Source organism: Variovorax raffinosi (assembly GCF_051216615.1).
Taxonomy (GTDB): domain Bacteria; phylum Pseudomonadota; class Gammaproteobacteria; order Burkholderiales; family Burkholderiaceae_C; genus Variovorax.
Map to the genome: position 1 here is coordinate 166,295 of NZ_JBPJZR010000014.1, position 25,926 is coordinate 192,220.

Annotated in this window: 21 protein-coding genes; 2 read left to right on the plus strand and 19 right to left on the minus strand. The window is 66.6% G+C overall.

The annotated features are described in order from the left end of the window. Positions 1-30 precede the first annotated feature (30 nt). The 10 genes from msuE to ssuD form a co-directional block, all read right to left on the minus strand. On the minus strand, positions 31-633 hold the full coding sequence (msuE, locus tag ACSFB7_RS31625; RefSeq protein WP_435476295.1) for an FMN reductase: 603 nt from the start codon (positions 631-633) through the stop codon (positions 31-33). Between the two features lie 286 nt (positions 634-919). Beyond that, positions 920-2,380 (minus strand): LLM class flavin-dependent oxidoreductase, encoded by a 1,461-nt coding sequence (locus ACSFB7_RS31630; RefSeq protein ID WP_435476296.1) that lies wholly within the window; start codon positions 2,378-2,380, stop codon positions 920-922. A 16-nt stretch (positions 2,381-2,396) separates the two neighbouring features. Next, complete coding sequence (locus ACSFB7_RS31635; protein ID WP_435476297.1) at positions 2,397-3,650, minus strand: SfnB family sulfur acquisition oxidoreductase; 1,254 nt, start codon at positions 3,648-3,650, stop codon at positions 2,397-2,399. 41 nt (positions 3,651-3,691) lie between these two features. Next, positions 3,692-4,969 carry an acyl-CoA dehydrogenase family protein gene (locus tag ACSFB7_RS31640; RefSeq protein ID WP_435476298.1) on the minus strand — a complete coding sequence of 426 codons (1,278 nt, stop codon included), beginning with the start codon at positions 4,967-4,969 and terminating at the stop codon, positions 3,692-3,694. A gap of 7 nt (positions 4,970-4,976) precedes the next feature. Continuing rightward, positions 4,977-6,125: an ABC transporter ATP-binding protein gene (locus tag ACSFB7_RS31645; RefSeq protein ID WP_435476299.1), complete on the minus strand. Its 1,149-nt coding sequence runs from the start codon at positions 6,123-6,125 to the stop codon at positions 4,977-4,979. Between the two features lie 28 nt (positions 6,126-6,153). Then, the gene (locus ACSFB7_RS31650) at positions 6,154-7,050 is read right to left on the minus strand and encodes a carbohydrate ABC transporter permease (protein WP_435476300.1); all 897 of its coding nucleotides are present in this window, start codon (positions 7,048-7,050) and stop codon (positions 6,154-6,156) included. Between the two features lie 31 nt (positions 7,051-7,081). After that, complete coding sequence (locus ACSFB7_RS31655; RefSeq protein WP_435476301.1) at positions 7,082-7,984, minus strand: carbohydrate ABC transporter permease; 903 nt, start codon at positions 7,982-7,984, stop codon at positions 7,082-7,084. Positions 7,985-8,147: 163 nt separating this feature from the next. Then, positions 8,148-9,557 carry an ABC transporter substrate-binding protein gene (locus tag ACSFB7_RS31660; RefSeq protein ID WP_435476302.1) on the minus strand — a complete coding sequence of 470 codons (1,410 nt, stop codon included), beginning with the start codon at positions 9,555-9,557 and terminating at the stop codon, positions 8,148-8,150. Positions 9,558-9,816: 259 nt separating this feature from the next. Beyond that, positions 9,817-11,007 carry an acyl-CoA dehydrogenase family protein gene (locus ACSFB7_RS31665; protein ID WP_435476303.1) on the minus strand — a complete coding sequence of 397 codons (1,191 nt, stop codon included), beginning with the start codon at positions 11,005-11,007 and terminating at the stop codon, positions 9,817-9,819. Next, the gene (gene ssuD, locus ACSFB7_RS31670; RefSeq protein ID WP_435476304.1) at positions 11,004-12,167 is read right to left on the minus strand and encodes an FMNH2-dependent alkanesulfonate monooxygenase; all 1,164 of its coding nucleotides are present in this window, start codon (positions 12,165-12,167) and stop codon (positions 11,004-11,006) included. Before ssuD ends, ACSFB7_RS31665 begins: the two co-directional genes overlap by 4 nt. A 309-nt stretch (positions 12,168-12,476) precedes the next feature. Here ssuD and ACSFB7_RS31675 point away from each other — a divergent pair, with 309 nt between their 5' ends. Then, a complete protein-coding gene (locus ACSFB7_RS31675; RefSeq protein WP_435476331.1) occupies positions 12,477-13,604 on the plus strand; it encodes an acyl-CoA dehydrogenase family protein in 1,128 nt (375 codons plus the stop codon). Continuing rightward, positions 13,601-14,734 (plus strand): sigma-54 interaction domain-containing protein, encoded by a 1,134-nt coding sequence (locus ACSFB7_RS31680; protein ID WP_435476305.1) that lies wholly within the window; start codon positions 13,601-13,603, stop codon positions 14,732-14,734. The genes ACSFB7_RS31675 and ACSFB7_RS31680 overlap by 4 nt, the downstream gene beginning before the upstream one ends. Here the strand turns inward: ACSFB7_RS31680 and ACSFB7_RS31685 are convergent. The 9 genes from ACSFB7_RS31685 to ACSFB7_RS31725 form a co-directional block, all read right to left on the minus strand. Then, complete coding sequence (locus ACSFB7_RS31685; protein ID WP_435476306.1) at positions 14,718-16,511, minus strand: ABC transporter ATP-binding protein; 1,794 nt, start codon at positions 16,509-16,511, stop codon at positions 14,718-14,720. The genes ACSFB7_RS31680 and ACSFB7_RS31685 overlap by 17 nt on opposite strands. After that, complete coding sequence (locus tag ACSFB7_RS31690) at positions 16,508-17,449, minus strand: ABC transporter permease (protein ID WP_435476307.1); 942 nt, start codon at positions 17,447-17,449, stop codon at positions 16,508-16,510. Before ACSFB7_RS31690 ends, ACSFB7_RS31685 begins: the two co-directional genes overlap by 4 nt. Positions 17,450-17,476: 27 nt before the next feature. Then, the gene (locus tag ACSFB7_RS31695; protein WP_435476308.1) at positions 17,477-18,442 is read right to left on the minus strand and encodes an ABC transporter permease; all 966 of its coding nucleotides are present in this window, start codon (positions 18,440-18,442) and stop codon (positions 17,477-17,479) included. 9 nt (positions 18,443-18,451) lie between these two features. Next, positions 18,452-20,041 (minus strand): ABC transporter substrate-binding protein, encoded by a 1,590-nt coding sequence (locus ACSFB7_RS31700; protein WP_435476309.1) that lies wholly within the window; start codon positions 20,039-20,041, stop codon positions 18,452-18,454. 176 nt (positions 20,042-20,217) lie between these two features. Continuing rightward, complete coding sequence (locus ACSFB7_RS31705; protein ID WP_435476310.1) at positions 20,218-21,432, minus strand: YeeE/YedE family protein; 1,215 nt, start codon at positions 21,430-21,432, stop codon at positions 20,218-20,220. Positions 21,433-21,541: 109 nt separating this feature from the next. Beyond that, positions 21,542-22,492: a sulfurtransferase gene (locus ACSFB7_RS31710; RefSeq protein WP_435476311.1), complete on the minus strand. Its 951-nt coding sequence runs from the start codon at positions 22,490-22,492 to the stop codon at positions 21,542-21,544. Positions 22,493-22,607: 115 nt separating this feature from the next. After that, positions 22,608-23,651 carry an LLM class flavin-dependent oxidoreductase gene (locus tag ACSFB7_RS31715; protein WP_435476312.1) on the minus strand — a complete coding sequence of 348 codons (1,044 nt, stop codon included), beginning with the start codon at positions 23,649-23,651 and terminating at the stop codon, positions 22,608-22,610. 360 nt (positions 23,652-24,011) lie between these two features. Beyond that, a complete protein-coding gene (locus ACSFB7_RS31720; protein ID WP_435476313.1) occupies positions 24,012-24,947 on the minus strand; it encodes an ABC transporter substrate-binding protein in 936 nt (311 codons plus the stop codon). Positions 24,948-24,971: 24 nt separating this feature from the next. Next, positions 24,972-25,892 (minus strand): ABC transporter substrate-binding protein, encoded by a 921-nt coding sequence (locus ACSFB7_RS31725; protein WP_435476314.1) that lies wholly within the window; start codon positions 25,890-25,892, stop codon positions 24,972-24,974. Between the last annotated feature and the right edge of the window lie 34 nt (positions 25,893-25,926).

Consider the following 25,926-nt stretch of genomic DNA (forward strand, 5'->3'; position numbering starts at 1 on the left):
TTTCTCTCTCTGTGAACGGGCGGATGGGTTTCAGGCGGCCAGCGCCACGGGCGCGGGCTTGCGGATGGCAGGTGCTGCCGCTGGCGTGGCATCGCGCAGGTCGCGCAGTTGGGGCACGGCACGCGCCACGGCCAATGCGATGCGTTCGCGCAGCGCGGGGTTGGCGATCTCGTAGCCCTCGAAATCCTTCTCAACCGCGTAGACGCCGATGGGCAGCGTGCGCGCCTGGAAGAAGCTGAAGAGCGGGCGCAACTGGTGGTCGATGACCAGCGCATGGCGGTCGCTGCCGCCGGTGGCCGCGAGCAGTACCGGCTTGTCGGTCAGCGCTTCGTGATGCACGAAGTCGAACAGGTGCTTGAAGAGCCCGGTGTACGAGCCGCGATAGACCGGGCTCGCCACCAGCAGCAGGTCGGCGGACTCGATGGCCGCGATGCTTTCTTCGACCACTGCGGGCAACTGGTTGCGATACAGCACGCCCGCGAACTGCGGGCCGATCTCGCCGAGCGAGATCACGCGCGTGTCGATGGCGACTTCATCGCCGAGCGCGGCCAGCAGTTGATCGACCAGCACCAGCGTGCGCGAGGGGCGTTGCAGGCTGCCGGAGGCGGCGACGACTTTCAGTTTCTTGCTCATGTTGATATGACCTCTGTTTGGAAGCTGCGACCCATTCGCGGCGCACTGCATATAAGCGAATGGCGTGCCACTTCCGATGGCCTTATGAATCAACGAGTTAGAGCGAAATAGCTGTTGCGGCGCCTGCTGAAGCGACAGCAGGCTGCGGGTCGGTTGCTGCTGGATCAGCAAGGCCGCGGCCATAGTTGTTTGGAGCAGATCGGTATGCGCGCACCGCATGAACGCCCAGCAGCAACATGGAAAGAAAGTGCTGCCCTTGCAGCAGCACGAGGTGCGCGCGAAGCGGTCAGCCTTCTTGTTCGAGCTGCGCCGGCTCTTGTGCATGCGACGACGCGGCGGGTCCGGCAGCGCGGACTTGCGCTGCCAGAGCCTCTTCGCGCTTCACGCGCTCGATGTCGCGGTAGCGATGCGCGGGATGCGTGTCCGGCAACAACGGCCCCTGGCCGAAGAGCTTTTCGCGCAGCGTGCCCGGCAGGTAGGCCGTGGGGTACACGCCCCGACGCTGCAACTCGGGCACGAGGTGCGTCACCACGTCTTCGAAGGTCTCGTGCGCCACTGCATAGGCCAGGTTGAACCCGTCCACGTCGGTGTGCTCCACCCATTGCTGCAGGATGTCAGCCACCGTACTGGCGGAGCCGACGAACACCGGCCCCATGCCGCCCACTCCCCCCCACACGGCCAGCTCCGCGATGGTCCACGACCTGTCGCCTCCGACCAGGTGCTCCACGGCAGAGACGATGGCATTGGTCTCGACCCTGCGCACAAGATCGGTCGGCGCGTACTGGCCGAAGTCGATGCCCGTCCAGCCCGACATGAACACCAGCGCGCCGTCATACGACACGTAGCGCTTGTAGTCCTCGAACTTGGCCTGTGCCTTGGCATCGGTCTCGTCCACGATCACGGTGACGAGGTTGTAGATGAGCAGCTTGCGCGCATCACGCCCTGCCGCCGCGGCCTGCTCGCGCACTTCGCGCACATAGTTCTTCAGCACGCCCTGGCTGGGCGCCGCCACGAACACGCACTCAGCATGCTGCGCGGCAAAGGCCTTGCCCGAACCCGAGGCGCCCGCCTGGTAGAGCACGGGCGTGCGCTGCGGCGAAGGCTCGCTGAGGTGATAGCCGGGCACCTCGAAGTACTGGCCCTTGTGTCCGATCTCGTGGATCTTTTCAGGGTGGGCGAAGATGCCCGAGCGGCGGTCGCGCACCACGGCATCGCTCTCCCAACTGCCTTCGAGCAGCTTGTAGAGCACCTGCACGTACTCCTGCGCAACCTCGTAGCGGTTCTCGTGCTTGCGCAGCCCGCCCTGGCCGATGTTCTTGGCGCCGCTTTCCAGGTACGAGGTCACGACGTTCCAGCCCAGGCGCCCTTTCGAGTGGTGGTCGGCCGTGGAGAGCCGCCGCGCAAAGGTGTAGGGGTGCTCGAACGAGGTCGATGCGGTGATCCCGATGCCCAGGTGCTCGGTCACCATGGCGATGGGCGCGACCAGTTGCAGCGGATCGTTGACGGGGATCTGTGCCGCCTGCTGCAGTGCGTGGTAGTTGCCGCCCTTGTACACGTCGTAGTAGCCGATGACATCCGCGATGAAGATGCCGTCGAAGATGCCCTTCTCCAGCACCTTCGCCAGGTCGGTCCAGTAGTGCAGGTCCTTGTATTCCCAGGATCGATCGCGCGGATGCGACCACAGCCCGGGGGACTGGTGCACCACGCAGTTCATCTCGAAGGCGTTGAAGCGGATGGTTTTGCTCATGTCGGCCGTCGCTCCTTCAGCTCCAGGCGTGGCGCGGCAGGTGCACGCCGTTGAGCTGGTAGTTGCCCAGGTGATAGAACTTCCAGCGCACCGGGTCATGCAGCGTGTGTACGCGCGCATTGCGCCAGTGGCGGTCGAGGTTGTGTTCGGCCAGCGTCGAACGGGTGCCGGCCAACTCGAAGAGCTTGTTGGTCGCGTTGATCGCCACCTCGGTGGTCAGCACCTTGGCTTCGGCCGTAGCCAGCGTGGCGGCGTTGACGGCGCTCTCTTCGGGGTCGGCAAGCGCCCGGTCGATGGCACGGCCCGCGCGCTCCAGCAGTGCTTCCGCCGCGTGCAGGCGCAGCGTCAGGTCGCCGATCGTGCTGATGGTGAAGGGGTCTTCGGCGGCGGTCTCCTTGCCGCTGTCGATCCATGGGCGGCTGCGCGTGCGCACGAAGGCGATGGTTTCCGCGATGGCAGCGGCGGCAATGCCTGCGTCGATGGCGGCCTGGATGATCTGCGAGATCGCGCCGGCCGCCGTAGGCCGGTCGAACGCGGCCACGGGCAGCAGGCGGCTGCGCGGCACGCGCACATTGGCGATGTGTATGGAGCCCGATGCGGTGGTGCGCTGGCCGAAGCTCGACCAGTCGTTGTGCACCGTGAGGCCCGGCGCATCGCGTTCGGCAAAAGCCAGATAGCCCTTGCCCTCTACCGGGTCGACCGCCACGATGGGCACGATGTGCGAGAGCAGCGCACCGGTGGTGTAGAACTTCTGGCCGTTGACCACGACGTCGTCGCCATCGAACACCAGCGTCGTTTCGAACGCGGCTACGTTCTTGCTGTTCTTCTCCGAGAAGGCGTTGCCGAAACGGATGCCTTGCAGCACCAGGCCGAACAATTCTTTCTTCTGCTCGGGCGTGCCGTCGAGGTCGATGTGGCCGACCAGCGCCAGATGGTTCTGCGTGATCTGGGCAATGCTCGAATCGCCTTCCGCCACGATGCGGATCACATCGGCCAGCGTGGCGAAGGACACGCCCGCCCCGCCGTAGGCCTTGGGTACGGTGATGCCCCACAGGCCGCTTTGCGAATAGGCATCCAGCTCGGCCAATGGCAGCAGGCCGTCGCGGTCGCGTAGCGCCGATTCGGTGCCGAACTCGGCGGCGAGCTTGCGGGCCACGGTCACGGCCTCGGCATCGCTGCGGATGACATGGGCGGGTTGCACCGGGCGTGGGCGCGGCGCAAAGGGTTCGGAAGAGTTGACGCGGGGACGGTCAAGGGTCGCAGTGGTCATGATGAACTCCTAGGGGAAAAAGGGAAAAGAACGGGTAGCGGTCAGGAACGCGGTGCGGATTCATCCTTGCGACCGGGGCCATTGCCGATCTGCCACACATAGGGCGGCTCGGTGCCATTCACGCGCCAGTCGCCGACGACGCGGGCCTTGTAGACGGTCGGGTTGTGCGAGGACACCGTGCGCGCATTGCGCCAGTGGCGGTCGAGTGCCTTCGAGGTGCTGGCGGCCGATGCACCCAGCGCGTTGAACAGATCAGTGCCGGCACGCAGCACCAGTTCGGACACGACGATCTGGCCTTGCGCCGATTCGATCTCGGCATCGATGTTGGCTTGCCTTTCGGCGGCTTCGTCGTCGCCTTTCAGCCGTGCCTCGTAAGCCCGCTGCGCAGGAAGCGTCGCGCGCAACGCCGTGGCCTGCGCGGCATAGGCCAGCGCCGAAACCTGCCCCACCACCTGCAGGATCTGCGCGTCTTGGCTCACGTGCTGTGCATTGCCGTTGCTGTAGATGCGTTGGCGGTTGCGCACCTCGTGGCTCACGTCACGCTCGATGGCGCGGCCGATGCCGGCCAGCGTGGCCAGGTGGAAGAGTTGGTAGAACGCGGTCTGGTACTTGAAGCGCGTCTCGAACGGGAACACGTTCTCGTCGTCGATGTGGGCGTTCTCGTACACCGAGGTACCGCTGCCGGTGGTGCGCTGGCCAAAGCCGTCCCAGTCGTCGTGCTGCGCGACACCGGCCTGATGCGTGCTGACCGCCGCCGTCACGTCGGCGTTGTCGTCGGCGCGGCGGGCATACAGGTCGATCCAGTCGGCAAAGATGCTGCCGGTGCTGTAGAACTTGCGGCCGTTGGCCACCCAGTTGCCATCTTTGCGCGAGATCCGGGTGCCCACGTCACCGATGGCGACCGCACCGACTTCGGACCAGGCATTGCCGACCAGATCGCCCTTCACGAAGCGGCGCAGCCACACGTCGCGCGCTTCGCCGGGCGGTGCGTTGAGGCGGTCTTCCACGAATGCGAAGTGCCCGCGCAAGGCTTGCGGTACGTTCGAGTCCGCTTGCGCCAGCTCGATCAGCAACTCGAAAAGCTGCGGAATGGTTGCACCGCCACCGCCGTATTCGACCGGCACGCGCACGGCGCCGAAGCCCGCTTGCTTGAGCCAGTCGATGGGCTCGAAGGGCAACTGCCGGTTGTGCTCGCGCGCCAGTGCCGTATCGGCAATGCGCTGGAAGACGGGGCGGAATTTCTCGGCCAGCGCGGGATGCGCGCCGGGCGTGCGCGCTGCGGTAGCGGTGGTGGGTTCTTGGATGGATTCGACGGTCATGGCGATGCTAGGTCCTTGCTGCCTTGGTTGAAATGGAGTCCGCGCCGCCGGAGCGAACCGGTGACTGCAGACGTGTGCCCGATGCCGGGTCGAACAGATGGGTGTGCGATGCGTTCCAGGTCAGCGTCACCTGCTCGCCCGCACTGGCGCGGTGGCGTCCTGCGATCCGTGCGAGCCACGGGCGCGTATCGAGTGCACCTGCCACGGTGCCGTGCAGCTCGGTGACGGAGCCGAGGTAGTCCACCGCCGACACCTGCAGCCGAAGCTGCGGCGCGCCCGGCGGCAAGGCGCCGTCGCTGCTGCGCAGCAGCAGGTGCTCGGGCCGCACGCCCAGACGCACCGCGTCGTCGTGCCGCCCCGCCAGGCCTTGCGGCGCTGGCAGGCGAACGCCCTCACCCAGCGACAGCTCGCCCTGCGCCCACCGCGCGTCGATCAGGTTCATCGGCGGCGAGCCGATGAAGCGCGCCACGAACTCGTTGACGGGCTCGTCGTAGAGCGTCAACGGGTCGCCCACCTGTTCGATGCGGCCGGCCCGCAGCACTGCGATGCGGTCGGCCATGGTCATCGCCTCTTCCTGGTCGTGCGTGACGTAGACGGTGGTGGTGCCCAGTTGCCGCTGCAGCGCGCGGATCTCGGCGCGCATCTGCACGCGCAGTTGCGCATCGAGGTTGGACAAGGGCTCGTCGAACAGAAAGGCCCTCGGTTCGCGGACCATCGCCCGCCCCATCGCCACTCGCTGGCGCTGGCCGCCCGAGAGTTCGCGTGGGTATCGGCCCAGGTAGTCGTCCAGGTGCAAGGCGGCCGAGGCCTTGGCGATGCGCTGGGCGATCAGGGTTTCGCTCTGGCGCTGCTCGCGCAGGCCGAAGGCCATGTTGTCGTGCGCCGTCATGTGCGGGTACAGCGCATAGCTCTGGAACACCATGGCCAGCCGGCGCTGCTGCGGCGGCAGATGGTTGGCCACCTCGCCATCGAACGCGATGGTGCCGCCGTCCGTCGTTTCGAGCCCGGCAATGGCGCGCAGCAGCGTGGACTTGCCGCAGCCCGACGGCCCGACCAGCACGACGAATTCGCCTTCCCCGATGCCCAGGTGAACGTCGCGCAACACAGGCGTGGCGCCGTACTTCTTGGACAGGCCCGTGATCTGTATGTGAGACATGGAACTCGAATGAAATGATGGAAGCCGCTCAGCGGCCTGCGCCCAGCCCGCCGACCAGATGCTTCTGAAAGGCCAGCGCCAGCAGGTACACCGGCGCGATGCCGACCAGTGATGCCGCCGCCATCTGGCCGAAGTTCACCACCCGCTCGCCCTGGAAGAGCGAGATGGCGACGGTGATGGTGCGAATGTCGGGCCGGCTGTTGAGCACCGAGGCCAGCAGAAACTCGTTGTAGGTCAGGATCAGGCAGATCAGCGCCGTGGAGATCAGGCCCGGCCACAGCAGTGGCAGGTTGATGCGCCACAGCGTGCGCCAGTAGCCCACGCCGTCGAGCCACGCGGCTTCGTCCAGCGCCACGGGAATCTGCTTGAAGAAGCTGCGCAGCAGCCAGAACGCGACCGGCACATTCATCAGGCCGTCCACGAGGCCCAGCCCCAGGATGCTGTTGTTCAGGCCCGCATAGCGCATCATGAAGAACAGCGGCAGCAATGCCACCACGGGCGGCGCCACATAGCTGGACAGCAATGCACTGGCCAGCGCAGGCCCACGCCGCAGCTTGACCACGGCATACACCGCCGGCACGGCGATCACCAGCGTGACGACCACGCTGATCACCGCGACCGCCAGCGAGTTGAACAGGTGCCGATGCAGCGGTGCGATGTCGAACACCGACGACCAGTTGGCCAGCGTGGGCGCCAGCGGCAGGAAGTGGCCCGACAGCACTTCGTCGCGCGTCTTGAACGAGGTCGCGACGAGAAAGGCGATCGGCAGCAGGCAAAAGACCAGCACGGCCGCGAGCGCAAGGCGCAGCGCCGTCTTGCGCAGCCATTCGCGCGCGTGAAACGCAGGACGGGCTCGGGCGGCGTTGCTTGCGTGCGTCTTCAGCGGGCCGGGGTGCTGGGCGGTGGATGCGTTGGCTGTCGTCATGTCGTCGTTCGTCTTTTCGTGTGCCGACGGGTTAGCCCGTGCGCCGCTCCACCCACACCAGGGCCCGCAGGATCGGCCATGTCACCCACGCCACCAGCAGGCAGAAAACCAGCGTCTGCGCGGCCGCCTGCCCGATGTCGAAGTTCTGCAGGCCCGCCTTCCAGACTTCGTAGCTCGCCAGCGTCGTGGCGCGACCCGGGCCGCCGGCGGTGAGGATGTAGACAAGGTCGAAGGTTTTGAGCGACATCACCACCCGCAGCAGGAAGATGCCGAGCAGCGCGGGCGCCAGCAGCGGCAACGTGATCTTGAGGAAGATGCGCCGCGGGCTCGCACCATCGAGCGCGGCCGCCTCGTACACGTCGGCCGGCAGCGCCTGCAATGCGGCCACGCACAGCACCACCACGAAGGGCAGCCATTGCCAGCTGTCCGCGAGCATCACGGCGGGCAAGGCCCAGGTCGCGGAGCCCAGCAGAGAAACCGGGTCGTTCACCCATTCCAGGCGCAGCAAGGTGCCATTGAGCAGGCCGCCTGCCGGCGCCAGCAGCAGCTTCCAGGCCACGCCGACGAGCACCGGCGGCGTCATCAGCGGCAGCAGGATCAGGCTGTAGGCCCAGCGCCCTTGCCGCAGCGCCTGCAGCAGCAATGCGATGAGCAGGCCGAAGACCAGTTGGAGTGCGCAGGCGGGCACCGCATAGAGCACGGTGCGCAGCAAGGTGAATGCGAAGTCGGAGGTCTGTACGAGCGTTGCGAAGTTGCGCCAGCCTGCCCAGGCGGTCAGCGGTTGGCCCAAGGTGGATTTCGTGAATGCCAGTGCGAGTGTGTAGAGGCCGGGCACCACGCACACGAGAGCCAGGCCGATGGTCGCTGGCGTCAGCATCCAGCGCGGCGCCGAGCGCTGGCCGCTCGCGCGCCATGACTGCAGCACGCTGCTCATTGGAAAACCTCCGCCTTCGGCTGTTGCTCCCTCCCCTTCCGGGGGAGGGTTGGGGTGGGGGCTCTGGGGGGTTGATACCGTCTCGGCAATAGAACGGCCGAGTGCCCCCACCCCGGCCCTCCCCCGTAAGGGGAGGGAGAAAGACGGAGCGCCGCGGCAGCACTCATGCGCTGAGCAGTTGCACCCAACTCGCCTGCGCCGCCTCCAGCGCCTCACGCGGCTTCTTCTTGCCCGACACGATCAGCGCAAGCTGCTCCGTCAGCGCATCCATCAGCTTCGGGCTCTGCGCCTGCAGCGGCCACGCCAGCGCATCGCCGATGGCGGCCTTCAGCTCCGGCTGCAGCTTGGGCGCCGCCTTGATGTAGTCAGGATGATTCAGCACCGAAGTGCGGTTCGGGTCGATGCCGCTGCCCGGCAGCACGTCCTGCTGGAGCGAGACGTCCTTGCTGGTCGCCCACTTGATGAACTCCCAGGCCAGCTCGGTCTTCTTGGTGCCGGCCGTGATGCCCAGGCCGAAGCCCGCATTCAACGCGGCGCGCGGCGTCTTGTTCTCACCGCCGACCGGCAACTGGACCAGCGCCCACTTGTCCACGATCTTCGAAGAGGCGGGGTCCTGTGCAGTCACACCCAGGTCGGTCCAGAAATCGATCATGGCGGCCTTGCCTGACAGGAAGGCAGGCAAGGCGTGCTCGAACGCTGTTTCCGCCGGCGTGGGCAAGGCATAGGGCACGATGCGCGCGAGTTCTTCCGCAGCGGCCACGGCCTGCGGGCTGGTCAATGCAGGCTTGCCATCGGGCGTGAAGAAGCTGCCGCCGAAACCAGCCAGTCGATTCGCATAAGACGACCCGACGATCACCGGGATCTTGAAGCCCTGCACCACCGCGCCATAGATGCCGTTGGCAGACTCTTTCTCGGTGATCAGGCGGGCGGCCTTGTAGTAGTCGTCCCAGGTCTTGGGGGCCGTCAGTCCATGCCGGCCGAAGATTTCCGTGTTGTAGAACAGCACGTGCGTGTCGCCGTCATACGGCAGGCCCCAGCGCCGACCATTGCGCAGCGTGTAGGTGTCGTACAGCGACGGCAGGAAGTCGCTGGGCTCGATCTGCGCGGTGTCGCGCGCGATCCAGTCGGTGACATCGACCACCACCTTGTCGGCCACCAGCGCGCCGAGCGTGTGATAGAAATAATCGATGACGTCGAACTGGTTCGCGCCCGACTGCACATCCAGCGTGGCCTGCGCATGCAGTTGGTCATAGGGCACCGGCGTGACGGTCACCTTGGCGCCCGTGAGCGCCTCGAACTCCTGGGCCAGCAGCTTGCCCGCCAGCGCATGCGGCTGGTTGAACAGCAGGTTCAGCGATTGGCCTGCGTATTTTTTCGCGCTCGCGCCAGCATCGGTCGAAGCTGCAGGTGGCGGCGTCTCGGCGTCTTTTTTGCCGCAGGCAGCCAGTGCGCCCGCAGCACCCAACGCGGCGGCCGTGCCCATGAATCGCCGGCGGCTCAAGGCCGATGCAATGGCGGAAGGCGCAGCGACCGACGTAGCGGACGCAGCAAGGACATTCTGTTTTCGACGCATGTTGATATGACCTCAATTTGGAAGCCGCAATGCATTCGCGGCGCAATGCATATAAGCGAATGGCGTGCCACGCCTTCACTCCATATGAATCAACGAGTTAGCGCGCAATGACCGCTGCCGCACGTGCTGGGGCGGCAGCAGGCTGCGGGTGGGTTGCTGGTGAATCAGCAATGCCGTCTTCACGCGGAAGCGCACGCGCAAAACACAACGGGCCTGCAACGCGAAGTCGCAGGCCCGTTGCATCTGAAGTCGAAAAAAATCAGGAATAGAAGCTGGGTTGCGGCACACGCGCGTTGAGCGCCCAGTCGCCGAGTTCGCGCAGCTTGTAGTCCACCGGGTCGTGCAGCGTGTGCACGCGCAGGTTGCGCCAGTAGCGGTCCAGCCGCAATGCAGCAGTGGTGGCACGCGCCCCCGTCACCTCGAACATGCGATGCGCCACCTCAAGGCTCGCACGCGTGCTCGCGACCTTGGCTGCAGCCACGGCGACGGCCACCTGGCCGCGCTCCTGTTCATCGAGTGAAGTGCCGCGCAGCCACGCTTGATCGAAAGCCGCCGCCGCATGGTCGAGCAGCGTGCGCGCGCCTTGCAACGCGAGCCAGAAATCACCGTAGTGCGTGAGCACATAAGGGTCTTCGTTCGCGGCCGAAGCCGTCGAGAACAGCCAGGGCTTGCCCTGCTTCAGCGTGAACGACTTCGCCTCTTCGAGCGCGCCCTCCCCCAGGCCAAGGTAGATGTTCGCAAGGATCAGTTGCGCCAGCAGCGGACGCAGGCAAGCGAATGGCGTCGAGAGCGGGCCGGGGTCGAGCAGCAGTTCACGCCCTTCGACCCGCACGTTGTCGAACAGCACGCTGCCGCTGTCGGTCTGGCGCTGGCCCATGTTGTCCCAGTCATCGAGCACCGTGATGCCTGCGCGCTGCGTGGGCACGACGCCGATCAGCAGGCGATCGTTCGCATCGAGGGCCGAGGCGAGCAGCATGTCGGAATCGCTTGCACCGGAGCAGAAGCTCTTGCGGCCCAAGAACACATAGCCCCCATCGACCGCCTCCGCGCGCGTGGACTTGTCGAGCGGGTTCAGCGCATTGCCCCAGAACCAGCGTCGTTCGCCGGTCTGCTCGATCCACGGTTGCCACTGCGCGCGCTGCGCAAAGAGCTGCGTGGTCGCGAGCAGCAGATGATGAAACGCAAACAGGTGTGCCACCGAACTGTCGACGCGCGCGAAGCCGCGCACCACGTCCAGCGTCTGCTGCCAGCTCGCGCCCAGCCCGCCGAGTTCGGTCGGCACGCTGAGCATCAGCAGGCCGCTGCCCCGCAGCAGGTCGCGCTCTGCTTTCGGCGTGCCGCCGCGCTGGTCGCGCTCGACAGCGGTCTGGGCCAATGCTTGCGCGACGCGCTGCACGGTCGCATGCCACGGCACGACCTCGTCACCGGCCTCTGCAGAAAAATGCTTCATGCGGCGGCCTTCTCGCGCACGGGCACTTGCGATGACGGCGGCACGATGTCGTTGGCGATGACCTCGCCGAACGGCCCGGTGATGTTGGCCTGCCCTGCCGGGCGCACATGGTCGAGCGGCAGCAGCGGAAACAGCAGCTCGGCCACGCGATACGCCTCTTCCAGATGCGGGTAGCCCGAGAAGATGAAAGTCTCCACACCAAGCCCCGCGTATTCCTTGATGCGCGCCGCCACCTCTTCGGGACTGCCCACGAGCGCCGTGCCCGCACCGCCGCGCACCAGCCCCACGCCGGCCCAGAGGTTGGGCGACACCTCGAGCTTGTCGCGCCGCCCGCCGTGCAGCGCCGCCATGCGCTGCTGGCCCACCGAGTCGAAGCGCGAGAAGGCCTTCTGCGCGGCGGCGATGGTGTCGTCGGTCACATAGGAGATGAGTTCGTCGGCGGCACGCCATGCCGCCTCGCTGGTCTCGCGCACGATCACATGCAGGCGGATACCGAAGCGCAGCGTGCGGCCGTGCTTGGCCGCAGCCGCGCGTGCCTTCGCGATCTTGTCGGCCACATCGGCCGGCGGCTCGCCCCAGGTGAGGTACACGTCGACCTGCTCGCCCGCGAGTTCGATGGCCGCGTCCGACGAACCACCGAACCACAGCGGCGGATAAGGCTTCTGCACCGGCGGATAGAGCGTCTTCGCGTTCTCCACGCGCAGGTGCTTGCCTGCGAAGTTGACCGTCTCGCCGGCCGCCACGCCACGCCAGATGCGCAGGAATTCGTCGGTGACTTCATAGCGCTCGGCATGCGTGAGAAAGCTGCCGTCGCCATGCTGTTCGTCGGGGTCGCCACCGGTCACCACATTGATGAGCAGGCGCCCGTCGGAGAAACGATCGAGCGTCGCGGCCTGTCGCGCCGAGACCGTCGGCGAAATGATGCCGGGACGGATCGCCACCAGAAACTTGAGCCGCTCAGTCTGCGCCGCGAGCGACGAGGCCACCACCCACGAGTCTTCGCAAGAGCGCCCCGTGGGAATCAGGACGCCTTCGTAGCCCAGTTCGTCGGCAGCCTGTGCCACCTGACGCAGGTATCGATGGCTCACCGTGCGCGCGCCGCGCGAGGTGCCGAGGTAGCGGCTGTCGCCGTGCGTGGGGAGGAACCAGAAAAGTTGCATGCCACGGTTCAGCAGTTAGCGTGCCAGTCGCCAAGCCTGCGGGAATGCGCCCGCGTGCGCGATTCCTGCTGCTGGAGCAGCAGCGCAGCATCACATCTGCTGCACGCGGCACACCGCCCACGCGTACTGCTGCCATGGAAGCAAAGCAAGGATCGATATACGGATCGCATCGTTGGCCGGGCGCTTCTTCGCCGCGAACATGCTGCTGGCGCAGCAACCCTGCTGCCTGCACATCACCGAGGCCTTTGTGTGAGTTCCGTTCTTTCCCTTCCGATCGCCGAATCCTCCCGCGACATTGCCCGCGACCTCATGCAGCGCTTCGCGGCCACGGCCGTCGAGCGCGACGAGCGCGGCGGAACACCGAAGGCCGAGCGCGATGCCCTGCGCGAGAGCGGCTTGCTGGCCCTGAGCATTCCGCATGAATTCGGCGGCGGCGGCGCGGACTGGCGCGAGACGCTCGACGTCGTGCGCCTGCTCGCGCAGGCCGACAGCTCCATCGCGCACGTGTTCGGCTTTCATCACCTGATGCTGGCCACCGTGCGCCTGTTCGCACGGCCCGCGCAATGGCAGCCGTGGTTCGAGCAGACCGCGCGCCGCCGCTGGTTCTGGGGCAACGCGCTCAACCCGCTGGACGACCGCACGGTGTCGAACGCGCACGAAGGCTGGCGCGAGTTCACCGGGCAAAAGAGCTTCTGCTCGGGTGCGCTCGACTCCGAAATGCTGATCGCCTCCGCGCGCGAAGCGGGCAGCGGCGCCTTCATCGTCGCGGCGGTGCCCACCGGCCGCTCGGGCATCTTCGTCGCGCCCGACTGGAACAACATCGGCCAGCGCCAGACCGACAGCGGCAGCGTGACCTTCGAGAAGGTGCGCATCGAGCAGCACGAGGTGCTGGCCGACCCGGGCCCGCTCTCGACCCCCTTCGCCTGCCTGCGCCCGCTGGTGTCCCAGCTCGTGCTGGCCAACATCTACCTGGGCATTGCCGAGGCGGCCTTCAACGACGCGCGGCACTACACGCTGCACGAGTCGCGCCCGTGGCACACGGCCCGTGTGTCGCAGATGCATGAAGACCCTTATGTGCTGGGCCACTACGGTGACTTCTGGGTCGGACTGGAAAGCGTGCGCGTGCTGGCCGACCGCGCGGCCGACCGGCTCGACACCGCCTGGCGGCGCGGCCCCGCGCTGACCGAGGCCGAGCGCGGCGACGTCGCGGTGGCCGTGGCCACCGCGAAGGTGGCCGCGACGAACACGGGGCTGGACATCTGTACGCGCATGTTCGACGTGGCCGGCGCGCGCGCCACGCATGGCGGCCTGCGCCTGGACCGCCACTGGCGCAACCTGCGCACCCAGACCCTGCACGACCCGGTGGCCTACAAGCTGCGCGAGATCGGCGAATGGGCCCTCAAGCAGCAATACCCCGTACCGACCTTCTACTCATGACCGCCTACACCCGCCCTCTTGCTGTGCTGCCGCCGGCCGATGCCTCCCCCGCATCGGACGAGGACTGGGATGCCCCCACCCTGCTCACGCTGCCCAACCCGCGCAAGCTCACCACCTCGATACGCGCCACGGCCCAGGTGTTCCAGGACCCGCGCTCGGCCGCGCTGCTCGAACGCATTCGCATGGTGGCGCCCAGCGATGCCAACGTGCTCATCATCGGAGAGACCGGCACCGGCAAGGAGTTGATCGCGCGGCATGTGCACGACCTGAGCCGCCGCAGCGGCAAGCCCTTCGTGGCCGTGAACTGCGGCGCCTTTTCCGAGAGCCTGGTCGAGAGCGAACTCTTCGGCCACGAGAAAGGCGCTTTCACCGGCGCGTTCTCGGCCAAGACCGGCTGGTTCGAGGCGGCCAACGGCGGCACGCTGTTCCTGGACGAGATCGGCGACCTGCCGCTGTCGATCCAGGTCAAGCTGCTGCGCGTGCTGCAGGAGCGCGAGGTGGTGCGGCTGGGCTCGCGCAAGAGCGTGCCCATCGACGTGCGCGTGGTGGCCGCCACCAACGTGCGGCTGCAGGACGCGGTGGCCGCCGGCAACTTCCGCGAAGACCTGTTCTACCGGCTGCATGTGGTGCACCTGGCGTTGCCCACGCTGCGCGAGCGGCCCGGCGACATTCTTCCGCTGGCGCGGCACTTCATCGAGGAATACCGCCAGCGGCTGGGCTACGGCCCGGTGCGGCTGGATGCGAGCGCCGAGCACAAGCTCAGTGAGCATGCGTGGCCCGGCAACATCCGCGAGCTGGAAAACGTGATTCACCACGCGCTGCTGATCTGCCAGCACGGCATGCTGGGTGCGGAGCACCTGCACCTGTCGTCGCTGAACATCCAGCGCCGCCCGCCCGAAGGCGAAGCGCGGCCCGGCACCACGCCGCAACAGGCGCTGGAGACCGTGTTGCGCGACCTCTTCAACGAGCCGAATGAACAGCTGTTCGAGCAGATCGAAGACACCGTGATGCGCACGGCCTTCGAGTTCTGCCACCGCAACCAGGTGCAAGCGGCCAAGCTGCTGGGCATCAGCCGCAATGTGCTGCGCTCGCGGCTCATCAAGAGCCGGGAGATCACTGCGCTGAAGTAGCCGCCGCGAGGCTCGCCTGCACAGGCGCCGCCTCGGGCACGCGCACCGCGCGCAGATCCGGCACGGCCGCCATCAGCGCCTGCGTGTAGGCATGCTTCGGCGCATCGAGCACCTCGCTCGCGGGCCCCTGCTCCACCAGCCTGCCCCGCTGCATCACGCCCACGTCGTCGCACATGTGGCGGATCACCGCGAGGTTGTGGCTGATCAGCAGGTAGGTCAGGCCGAACTCATCCTGCAGGTCGCGCATGAGGTTCAGCACCTGCGCCTGCACCGACACGTCGAGCGACGAGGTCGGCTCGTCGCAGACGATGAACTCGGGTTGGCTCGCCAATGCCCGCGCGATGGCGATGCGCTGGCGCTGGCCGCCGGAGAACTGGTGCGGGTAGCGCCGGCCGTCATCGGGCGACATGCGCACGCGGCGCAGGGCTTCGACCACGCGCGCTTCGGTTTCCTCGGCGCTGCCGGCCAGGCCCAACACCTCGACCGGTTCGGCGATCAGCCGGTCCACGCGCCAGCGCGGATTGAGGCTGGCGTACGGGTCCTGGAAGATCATCTGGAAGCGCCGTCGCAGCGCGGCGGTCTGCGCAGCGCCGCCCCAGCGGTCGATGCCGTCGAACAGCACCGCACCTTTGGTCGGCCGCGTCAGGCCCGCGATCATGCGCGCGACGGTCGACTTGCCGGAGCCCGACTCGCCGACCAGCCCCAAGGTGCGGCCGCGCACGATGTCGAAGTGCACATCGTCGACCGCGTGCAGCACCTTCTTCGGCTGACGCGCGAGCGTGCGAACGAGCCAGCCGGCGGACAGGTCGAACTCGCGCGACAGGCCCTGCACGCGGATCAGCGGTGACTCCTCTTTCGCTACCGGGCGCGCCTCGATCTCCGCCAGCGGCAGTACGGCAGGCGCGGTAATGTCCGCACCGACCTCCGGCACCGGCAGCCGATGCAGCCTGTGGCGCACCGAAGGAATCGCGGCCATCAGCGCGCGGGTGTAGGGCTCTCGCGGGTTGTCGAGAATCTCGCGCACCGGGCCGGTCTCCAGCACGCGGCCCTGGTACATCACCATCACCCGGTCGGCGGCTTCGGCGATCACGCCCATGTCATGCGTGATGAGCATTGCCGCCGTGCCGCGCTCGCGGCAGACGCGGCGGAACACGCGGATCACCTGGGCCTGCACCGACACGTCGAGCGCGGTGGTGGGCTCGTCGGCGATCAGCAGTTGCGGCTCGGCGCACAGCGCGAGCGCAATCGCCACGCGCTGTCGCATGCCGCCCGAGAACTGGTGCGGGTACTGGCCGATGCGGCTTTCGGGGTCTGGAATCTCCACGTCGGCCAGCAGTGCCAGCGCGCGCTTGCGCGCCTCCTGTTCGCTCACGGGGAGGTGCGTGCGGATGGTCTCGATCAGGTGCCGGCCTATCGGGTAGACCGGGTTCAGGCTGGTCAGCGGGTCCTGGAACACGCTGCCGATGCGGCGCCCTCTCACGCGACGCATGTCTTCGCCGCGCAGCGTGTCGATGCGTTCGCCATGCAGTTCAACACTACCGCTGGCGATGCGGCCCGGCTGCGGCACCAGCCCGATGACAGCGGCGCCGACCATCGACTTGCCCGCGCCCGATTCGCCGACCACGCCAAGAATCTCGCCCGGCGCGATCTCGAAGGACACGCCATCGAGCACGCGCACGGTGCCCCGGTGCGTGTCGAATTCAACGCCCAGGTCACGCACTCGCAGCACAGGCTGCGCAGGCGCCCGGCCCACCGACCATTCATCGCGCCCGCTCATTGCAGCCTCGGGTTCAGGGCGTCGCGCAACCAGTCGCCCACCAGGTTGACCGACAAGGCCAGCGCCAGCAGCACCAGCCCGGGGAACAGCAAAATCCACCATTCGCCCGAGAACAGAAAACCCTGCCCGATGCGGATCAGCGTGCCGAGCGATGGCTGCGTGGGCGGCAGCCCGACACCCAGGTACGACAGCGTCGACTCCGCCACGATGGCCAGCGCGAAGCTGATGGTGGCAATCACCAGCACCGGCGCCAGCAGGTTCGGCAGGATGTGCCGCACCAGGATGCCGGTGCGCGAACGGCCGATGATCTGCGCGGCCGACACATAGTCCTTGTGCTTCTCGACCATCACCGCGCCGCGCACCGTGCGCGCGTACTGCACCCATTCCGACAGCCCGATGGCCGCCACGATCACGTACACCGCCATGTCGTCGCGGTAGCCCTCGGGCAGCAGCCCGCGCGCAATGCCGAAGATCAGCAGCGCCACGAGCAACACCGGAAAGGTGAGCTGCACATCGGCCACCCGCATCACCAGTGTGTCGAACCAACCGCCCGCATAGCCCGCCGCCAGCCCGAGCGGCACGCCGATGGCCAGCGACAGCGCCACCGCGCTGACGCCCACCAGCAGCGACATGCGCAGCCCATAGAGGATGGCCGAGAACACATCGCGCCCCTGGTCGTCGGCGCCCAGCGAATAGAAGGCGCCGGTCACGCCCTGCTGCCCCGGCGGCGTGAAGGCATCGATCAGGTCGAGGTTGGCGGGATCGAAAGGGTTCTGCCGCGCGATCCATGGCGCGAACAGCGAAGCCACGGCAATCAGCAGCAGCACCAGCGCGGCCAACTGCACGGTGCGCGAGCGCGCAAAGGCGCGCAGCACGGGCGAATCGGCGTTGCGCCAGCGGCGCGGTGCATCCGCGGCGGTCGAGGAAGGAGGCGTCATCAGGGAAAGAAGAGAGAAGAAGAAGGTTCAGGCACGCCGCAGGCGCGGATCGACCAGCACATACAGCAGGTCGACGACGAGGTTGATCGCCACATAGAGCAGCGCAATCAGCAGCAGGTAGGCCGCCACCACCGGCACGTCCACCCCCTGGATCGAGGAGATGAACAGCAGGCCCACGCCCGGCCACTGGAACACCGTCTCCGTGACGATGGCAAAGGCGACCAGCGAGCCGATCTGCAGCCCGGTGATGGTGATGACCGGAATCAGCGTGTTGCGCAGCGCATGCCCGTAGTTCAGATCACGCTCGCGCAACCCGCGTGCGCGGCCGAAGCGGATGTAGTCGGCGCGCAGCACCTCGAGCATTTCGGCGCGCACCAGCCGCATGGTGAGCGTGAGCTTGTACAGGCCCAGCGTCAACGCCGGCATCAGCAGCGAGGCCCAGCCCGAGAGCGTGAGCAGCCCGGTGCTCCAGCCACCGAGCTGCACCGTGTCGCCGCGCCCGAACGACGGCAGCCAGCGCAACTCGACCGCAAAAAGGTAGATGAGCCCGATGCCGATCAGGAAGGTGGGCAGCGACACGCCGACCAGCGACACCGTCATGACCACGCGGCTGGCCACGCTGTCGCGCCGGATCGCGGTGTACACGCCCAGCGCTACGCCGCCCACCACCGCCAGAACAGAGGCCACCAGTGCCAGTTCCAGCGTAGCCGGCAGCCGCTCGGCGATGAGCTCGACCACCGGCCGCTTGAGCCGGTACGACACACCCAGGTCGCCTCGCAGCGCGTTGCCTACATAGCGCAGGTACTGGATGGGCACCGGGCGGTCGAAGCCCAGTTCGGCCGTCAGCGCCGCGCGCTCCTCCACCGTCGCGTCTTCGCCCAGCAGGCTGATGGTCGGGTCGCCGATGTGGCGAAACACCAGGAACGAGACGAACGACACCGCCAGCAGCACCAGCACGGACTGGCCGAGCCGGCGCAAGAGATGAACCAGCATCGCGCGCCGTTACTTCTTCGCCACCTTCACGTTCTTGAAATAGACAGTGCCGTCGGGGCTGACAGGAATGTCCAGGCGCGGGGTCGATGCGAAGTTGAGCACTTGGTCATGCAGCGCGATGTAGATGCGCTCCTTCTGCACCGTCTGCCAGATGCTCTTGATGGTGGCGTCGCGCTTGGCCTTGTCGCTTTCGGAGGCCAGCGATGCGATCTGCGCATCGACCTCGGGGTTGCTGTAGCCGGTGGCGTTGGTGGGGCCGCGTCCGTCCTTGCCGCGCGTGTAGACCAGGTAATCGAAGATGTAGGCCGAGTCGTAGGTTGGCACGCCCCAGCCGAACAGGTAGAAGTCGGTGTCGGCCGTGTTGATGGCCGTGCTGTGCAGCGCGATCGGGCGTGCCGCCACCGTGGTCTTGATGCCGATGCGGCCGAGGAATCCCGACACCGCCGTGCTGATGGCCTCGTCGTTCACGTAGCGGTCATTCGGTGTGTGCAGCGTGATCGAGAAACCGTTCGGGTAGCCGGCCTCGGCCAGCAGCTTCTTGGCCTGGGCGGCATTGGCCTTCGGGTAGGCCGCGAAGCTCTTCTCGTAGCCATGCACGAACGGCGGCGCGATGATTCCCGAGGGGTTCGACAGGCCGCGCATCACGGCCGTCTTGATCGCATCGCGGTCGATGGCCAGGCCGATGGCCTCGCGCACGCGCGGGTCGGCCAGCGGGTTGCGGCCCTTCACGTCGGCGTACTTGAGTTCCTTCGCGCCCACATTCAGGCCCAGGAAGATCGAACGGTTCTCGGGCCCTTCGGTCACGCGCAGGCGCTTGTCGGCCTTGAGGCGGCCCACGTCCTGCGCGGGCAGGTCCTGCACGAAGTCGACCTCGCCCGACAACAAGGCGGCCACGCGCGTGGCGGGCGACTTGATCGGCACGTAGACCAGCTCGGTCACCTCCAGCGGAAACTGGCCGCGTCCCCAATACTGCGGAAACTGCTTGAGCACCGTGCGCGTGTCGACCTCGCGCGAGGCCAGCACATAGGGGCCGGTGCCGTTCTCGTTGCGGGTGGAGAAGTTCTCGGTCTTGCTCGCCACGTCCTGCGACTGCTCGGCCTTGTTGGCCTTGGCCCATGCTTCGCTGAGGATGAAGATGTTGGTGAGGTTGTTCGGAAAGATCAGGTTCGGCCCCTTGGTCTTGACCTGCACCGTGAGCGGATCGACCTTCGTCACCTCGGCCACCGACGTCAGCAGCGATTTCAGCGCTGACGTGGGCGCCTGCGCCCGCTTGAGCGAGAACACCACGTCGTCGGCCGTGAGCAGCGAGCCGTCATGGAACTTGACGCCGGGGCGCAGCTTGAACTCCCACACTGTCGCATCGGCCGTGAGCCTCCACGAGGCGGCAAGGCCGGGCTGCAGCTTGCTGTCGGCACCGCGCACGACCAGCGGTTCGTAGATCTGGTGCAGCAGGCCGAAGTTGGTGCCGGTGTTGACCGCATGCGGATCGAGCGTGGCCGGATCGGCGCTGCGCGCCCAGCGCACGGTTTCGGCGGAGGCGATAGATGCCTGCAGCAGGCCGGCGGCCAGCAAGGTCGCGGTCAGAAGTCGTCGGAGCATGAAGAACCCTCGGGATATTTTTTTGAAGAAGAAGAAACGCGCGGATGCCCATGGCTTGCATGGCGGCATCGCGCGTGGTTGCGAGGCGCGACTGTGCCCCGCCTCGCGCCATACCCAAAGAAGCAATCCGCATATCGAAGCACGCAGAAAGCGAACACGAGAACGCGCGAATGCACCTATGCCGAAGCGGCGCGGCGCTTCAGGCGCAGCCCGGCCCACACGGCGAACAGCACGCTCGCGCCAAAGACCCAGCCCGACAGTGCGCCGGCCATCGTTCCGGACAGCAGGTTCCCGACCGTGCAGCCCAGCCCTGTCATGGCGCCCCACCCCAGCAGCACGCCGCCGCCCAGGCCGCGGGTGACCTGCCCGAGGTTCGGCCATGCAGGCTTGAACTGCCCACTCGCCAGCGCCGCAGCCAGCGCGCCGGCCACGATGCCGGCGACCAGCAGTGCATTGGGTGTCTGCCAGAGGCTTTGCACCACCGCGGTGACGCAGCCGCCGAAACTGTCGAGCCCTTCGAGCCGCTGCGGCAAAAGACCCTGCGAATTTCCGAGATCGCGCGCGGCACTGCCGAGCGCGGCGGTCACGCCCAATGGGCGCAACCGGAGCACCACGATCACCGCGATGGCGCCAACTGCGATGCCACCCCAGCCATAGGCCCAGCGCCCTTGCAGCAGCCGCCGCAATGCCTCGATGAACGTGCGCGGAGCGGGCAACGGCGCATCGGCAGCCGGCAGGCGACGCCAGAGCACGGCACTGGCGACCCCGAGCAACGCAAGCTGCAACGCGGCCGACCCCGCATAGCCAAGGTGCTGCGGCAACCACACCACCGGCGCATCGGCGATGGTGCGGGTGTAGAGCCAGTTCCAACTGTTGAAACCCAGCAGAAAGCCCAGTGCCGCACCCACCAGCGCGAACGGCGCGGTGGGCGATCCTTCGCCCAGCCGGTACCAATGCGCGCTGATGCATGAGCCCGACACCACCATGCCCGCACCGAAAGCCAGGCCCGCGAGCACCAGCGCCCAACTCACGGGACCGATGTGCGCATCCGGCGGCAGCCGCCCGGCCTGCGGCACCGGCAACCAGCCGGTCATGACCACGTGCATGCCCACGGTGCCGACCGCCAGCGCGGCCACGATGGCCAGCAGCCCGCGCGCATCGCCGCCCTCGAAGTAGTCGCGCGCGTGGCAGTAGAAGCAGAAGCGCGAACGCTGCAGCACCACGCCCAGCACCGCGCCGAGCCCGAGTGCAAAGGCCAGTGCGCGGCCGCCGCTTTGCTCGCCGAGCAGGTGCACGCCGACGAAGATCAACAGCAGGGTTGCAAGCGCCACGCCCGTGGCGGTGCGTGTCGCTGGCGATGCCGAGGCGGCAGGCGCCAATGAAGTCGTCATGGCCGTTCGATCCTTTTCGTCCAGTCAAAAAAATGGCGAGCCCGAAGGCTCGCCAAAAGTCGTCTATCGAATTGACCTGGTGGCAACCCGACTCCGACTCACCTCGAACTCATTTGGAAGCCCAGACCGTTCCGCTGGGGTTGTTGACGGGCACGCCGACGGCATTGCCGTACTCGGTCCAAGAGCCGTCGTAGTTGCGCACGTTCTTGTAGCCAAGGATCTTGTTGAGCGCGAACCAGGTGTGGCTCGAACGCTCGCCGATGCGGCAATAGGTGATGGCCGGCTTGCTGCCATCGATGCCCACGGCCGCATAGACGGCCTTCAGCTCCGCAGCCGACTTGAAGGTGCCGTCTTCATTGACTGCGCGTCCCCACGGCACGTTGGCCGCGCCGGGAATGTGGCCCGCGCGCACCGCCAGTTCGGCGGCACCGGCCGGCGCGAAGATCTTGCCGCTGTATTCGTCCGCCGAGCGGATGTCCACGAGCTTGGTGTCGGCCTTGCCCTCGGCCACCGCCAGCACATCGGCCAGCCGCGCACGCACCTGCGGGTTGGGCGTGGTGACCTTGAAGCGCGTGGCGGCGTACTCGGGCGCGCGGTTTTCCAGTGCGCGGTTCTCGGCCTCCCACTTCTTGCGGCCACCGTCGAGCAGCTTCACGTTCTGCACGCCGTACTGGTCAAACACCCACGCGCCCCAGGCAGCAAACCAGTTGTTGTTGTCGCCGTAGAGGATGACCGTGGTGTCCTTGTCGACGCCTGCGGCGGAGAGCAGCTTCTCGAACTCGGCCTGGCTCACGATGTCGCGGCGCACGCGGTCGTTCAGATCGTTGTGCCACGAGAAGTTGACTGCGCCGGGGATGTGGCCACGCTCATAGAGCCCGGGATTCACGCTCACTTCGATGACCCGCAGCTTCGTGTTCTTGAGGTTCTTTTCGAGCCAGTCGGTCGACACCAGCGGCCCGCTGCCATCGGCCGAGGCCTGGGCGAACGCGGCGGGTGCCGTGGCAAGGAAAGTCAGCGTGGCCACGGATACAACGCGCCACCATTTGCTGAGAATCGACATGCAGAACTCCTTGTGAATGCAGAAGAAAGAAGGCAGGTTGCACTCTAGGGAGTTCGCTCGCATTCACCAACGAAGCGATTGCGATAAGCGCATAACCAAGCCATCTGAAAATGCCTCAGTCGACCAGCAAGGCTTCTTCAGGCGATGGCTCGACGGAGGTGTGCCAACCGAGTTCAGGCGCGATGCGGCCAGATAGGTCCGAAAGGATCTGCTCGTACTCTTCGCTGCTGAAGTTGTAGGGCAGCTCCACGCGCAGCTCGCTCACGTGCGGCAGCACCGGGTCTTTGCGCAAGCGCTCAAGGATCTCGTCCGAGCTGCCCACGAGATCGGTTGCAAACAGCGTGCGGCGCTCACCCTGCGGCTCGAAGGTGCGCTCGACGCGGCTCGCAGCGAACTCCCGGTAGCGTTTGCGCGTCGCGGCATCCGCGCCATCGAGCGGCACGATCACGCGTCCCAGCGCCACCCTGCCCTTGCGCTGTGCGTCTTCACTGGCCCGGTAGCGTTCGATGAGGCCCAACTGGGCCTGCAAAAAGTCGTTCGTGGTCTCGCCCGACAGCACGTTGCCCAGCAGCAGGTTGAAGCCGTTGCGCCCCGCCCATTCGACCGAGCGCAGCGAGCCACCGCCATACCAGAGCCGATCGACCAGCCCCGGCGCATGGGGCTGCACGCGCGGACGCACGCGACCGCCTGCCGACTCGACGAAGGTATCGTCATCGCCGAGCAGCACGTCTTCAAGGTTGGCCCGCAGCCGACCCACGCGCTTGTGCGTGAAGTCGATGGTGTTCGGTGCCGTGTCATAAAAGCGGTTGCCCAGCAGCGCGCCATGCAGCGGCGCACCCGCACTCAGCCCCACTTGCAGCCGGCCGCGCGACAGCACGTCGACGGTGGCAAGGTCTTCGGCGAGACGGAACGGGTTCTCGTACCCCATCTGGATCACGGCGGCACCCAGCTCGATGCGATGTGTGCGTTGTGTCGCTGCGGCAAGAAAGGTCGAAGCCGATGAAACGCCGCGCTCCAGGTGCCGTTGACGAACCCAGGCGCCGTTGAAGCCGAGTCGTTCGCCGAACTCGAAGAGCTTCAGTGCGGCTTCAAGGCCTGACAGTGGGTCGGCCTCGGTGTAGTTGCCGGGGGTGAGAAATCCTAGGTGTCTGATGGTCATGGTGCTGTCTGTTCGGCTCGGTTTTATTGGGTGCTGCTGTTCAACGCGGGTTCGGGTTCATTCGGGGTGCGTGCGAATGACACCAGGTGCTCCCCTCCGCGAATGTCCCCCGCTTCGCTCCTCCTTTATTTCGCTGCGGGGAGCACCTGGTGTCATTCGCACATGGACACGCTCTGCGTTTGCGGCCGATCAACAAGTGCTCTGAGCGCTCGCGCCGATACGGGGCTCTTTTTCGCGAAATAAAGGAGGAGCGAAGCGGGGGACATTCGCGAAAAAGAGCACCGTGTCGGCGTGAGTGCCGCCCTGAACAGCAGCGCCCCCAAACGAACAACGCGACGAACAGAAGATCAAGCGTCCGTCCTAGAACTTAGGCAACCCAGGAGGATTCGTCTCAGACTTGGGCAAGGCCTCTTCAGCAAGGCTCCAGCGCGCAAGCACCTTGGCATAGGTGCCATTACGGATCAGGCCATTCGTTGCAGTGGTCAACGCCGCTGCAAAGCCGCTTCCCTTGCGCGTGGCAACCGCCACATCGGACTTCAGCGGCCAGCCGGCGTTGACCGTGCCCACCAGCCGGAGCTGCCCGTTCTTCGCCGCCTCGTAGGCCTGCGGCGCATTGGGGTTGAAGTTGGCATCGACCCGCTTGGTGGTCACGGCCAACCAGCGCGTCACATCGTCGTCGTAGTACTGGATCTCGACCGGCTTCAGGCCGGCGGCAATGTTCTGCCGGTTCCATTCGAGCAGGATGCGCTCCTGATTCGTGCCCGCGCCGGTCGTGAGCTTCAGGCCCGCCACGTCCTTCGGCTCCTTGATCGACTTGATGGCACTGTCGGTACGCACGTAGAAGCCGTGCAGGCCCAGCCGGTAGGTGGAAAAGTCGAACTTCTCCTTGCGCTGCTCGGTCACGCCCACGTTGGAAATCACCGCGTCGTATTTGCCCGAACTCAGGCCCAGCGGCCAATCGGGCCAGGCGATGGGCTGCAGGTCGAGCTTGCGGCCCAAGGCCTCGGCCAGGAGGTGCGCGAAGTCGGCGTCGAAGCCGACCACCGTCTTCGCATCGGTGGCGTAGGTGGAGATCGGCGGCGCGAACGGTGCCACCGCGATGGTGAGCACGCCGTCTTTCACGAACTTGAAGCCCGGGGGAATGGCTTTGATGGCTTCGGCGTCCTTCTCTGCGTGCAGGCGGCCGCGCTGCTCGGGGCTGAAGTCGAATTTTTCGGCGGCATGCGCGGTCGTCAGGGCCACCAGGGCCGTTAGGCCGAGGGCGACCAGCACGGCCGCCTTGTTCTTGAATGACATGGTTTCTTTTGGGGAAGGTCGGGCTCAGTTCTTCGGCAGGCCGGGCGGATTGGTGCGCGCCACCTCGATCGCCTCCGAACTCAGGTTCCAGCGCGACAGCGCCTTGGCGTAGTTGCCGTTCTTGATCTGCGCGTTCAACGCCACCGTGACGGCCTCGGCAATGCCCGAGCCCTTGCGCGAGGTAACCGCAATCTCCGCATTCAACGGCCAGCCGCCCGAGAACAGGCCAGCAAGCCGGGTCTTGCCGTCGCGTGCTTCATAGGCCGCGAGGGCGTTGGGGCCCACGTAGGCGTCGGCGCGTCCCGACTGGATCGCCAGGCGCTGCACCACATCGTCGTCGTAGTACTGCAGCTCGATCGGCTTCAGCCCGGCGGCGATGTTCTGCTTGTTCCAGCGCAGCAGAATCTGCTCCTGGTTGGTGCTGGCGGTCACGATGATCCTCAGCCCTGCGATGTCCTTCGGCTCCTTGATCGGGGCGATCTTGCTGTCGGACTTCACATAAAGGCCGAGCTGGTCGTTGCGGTAGGTGGAAAAGTCGAACTTCTCCTTGCGCTCCTCGGTCACCGTCACGTTCGACACCACCACGTCGAACTTGCCCGACTGCAGGCCCAGCGGCCAGTCGGCCCAGTTGCTGGGCACCAGCTCCAGCTTGCGCCCGAGGCTGTCGGCCACCAGTTGCGCGATGTCGGGCGCGTTGCCCACGGGGGTCTTGGTGTCGGTGGCATAGGCCGCGAGCGGCAGGCGCCCGACCGTCGTGCCGACAACCAGCACGCCTTCTTTCAGGAACTTGAAATCCTTCGCGAGCTTGATGGCTTCGTCCAGCTTCTGCGCGCGCGGCCGGTCGGGCTGTGCGGGGTTCAGGTCACCCGTGGACTGGGCCGATGCGGCCAGCGGGAGCAAGGCGGCGATGACCAGGGCGGACAGGATGCTTCTTCGGTGGTTCATGAGGGGCGATGCAGTGAATAGGAGGAAAGAGAAA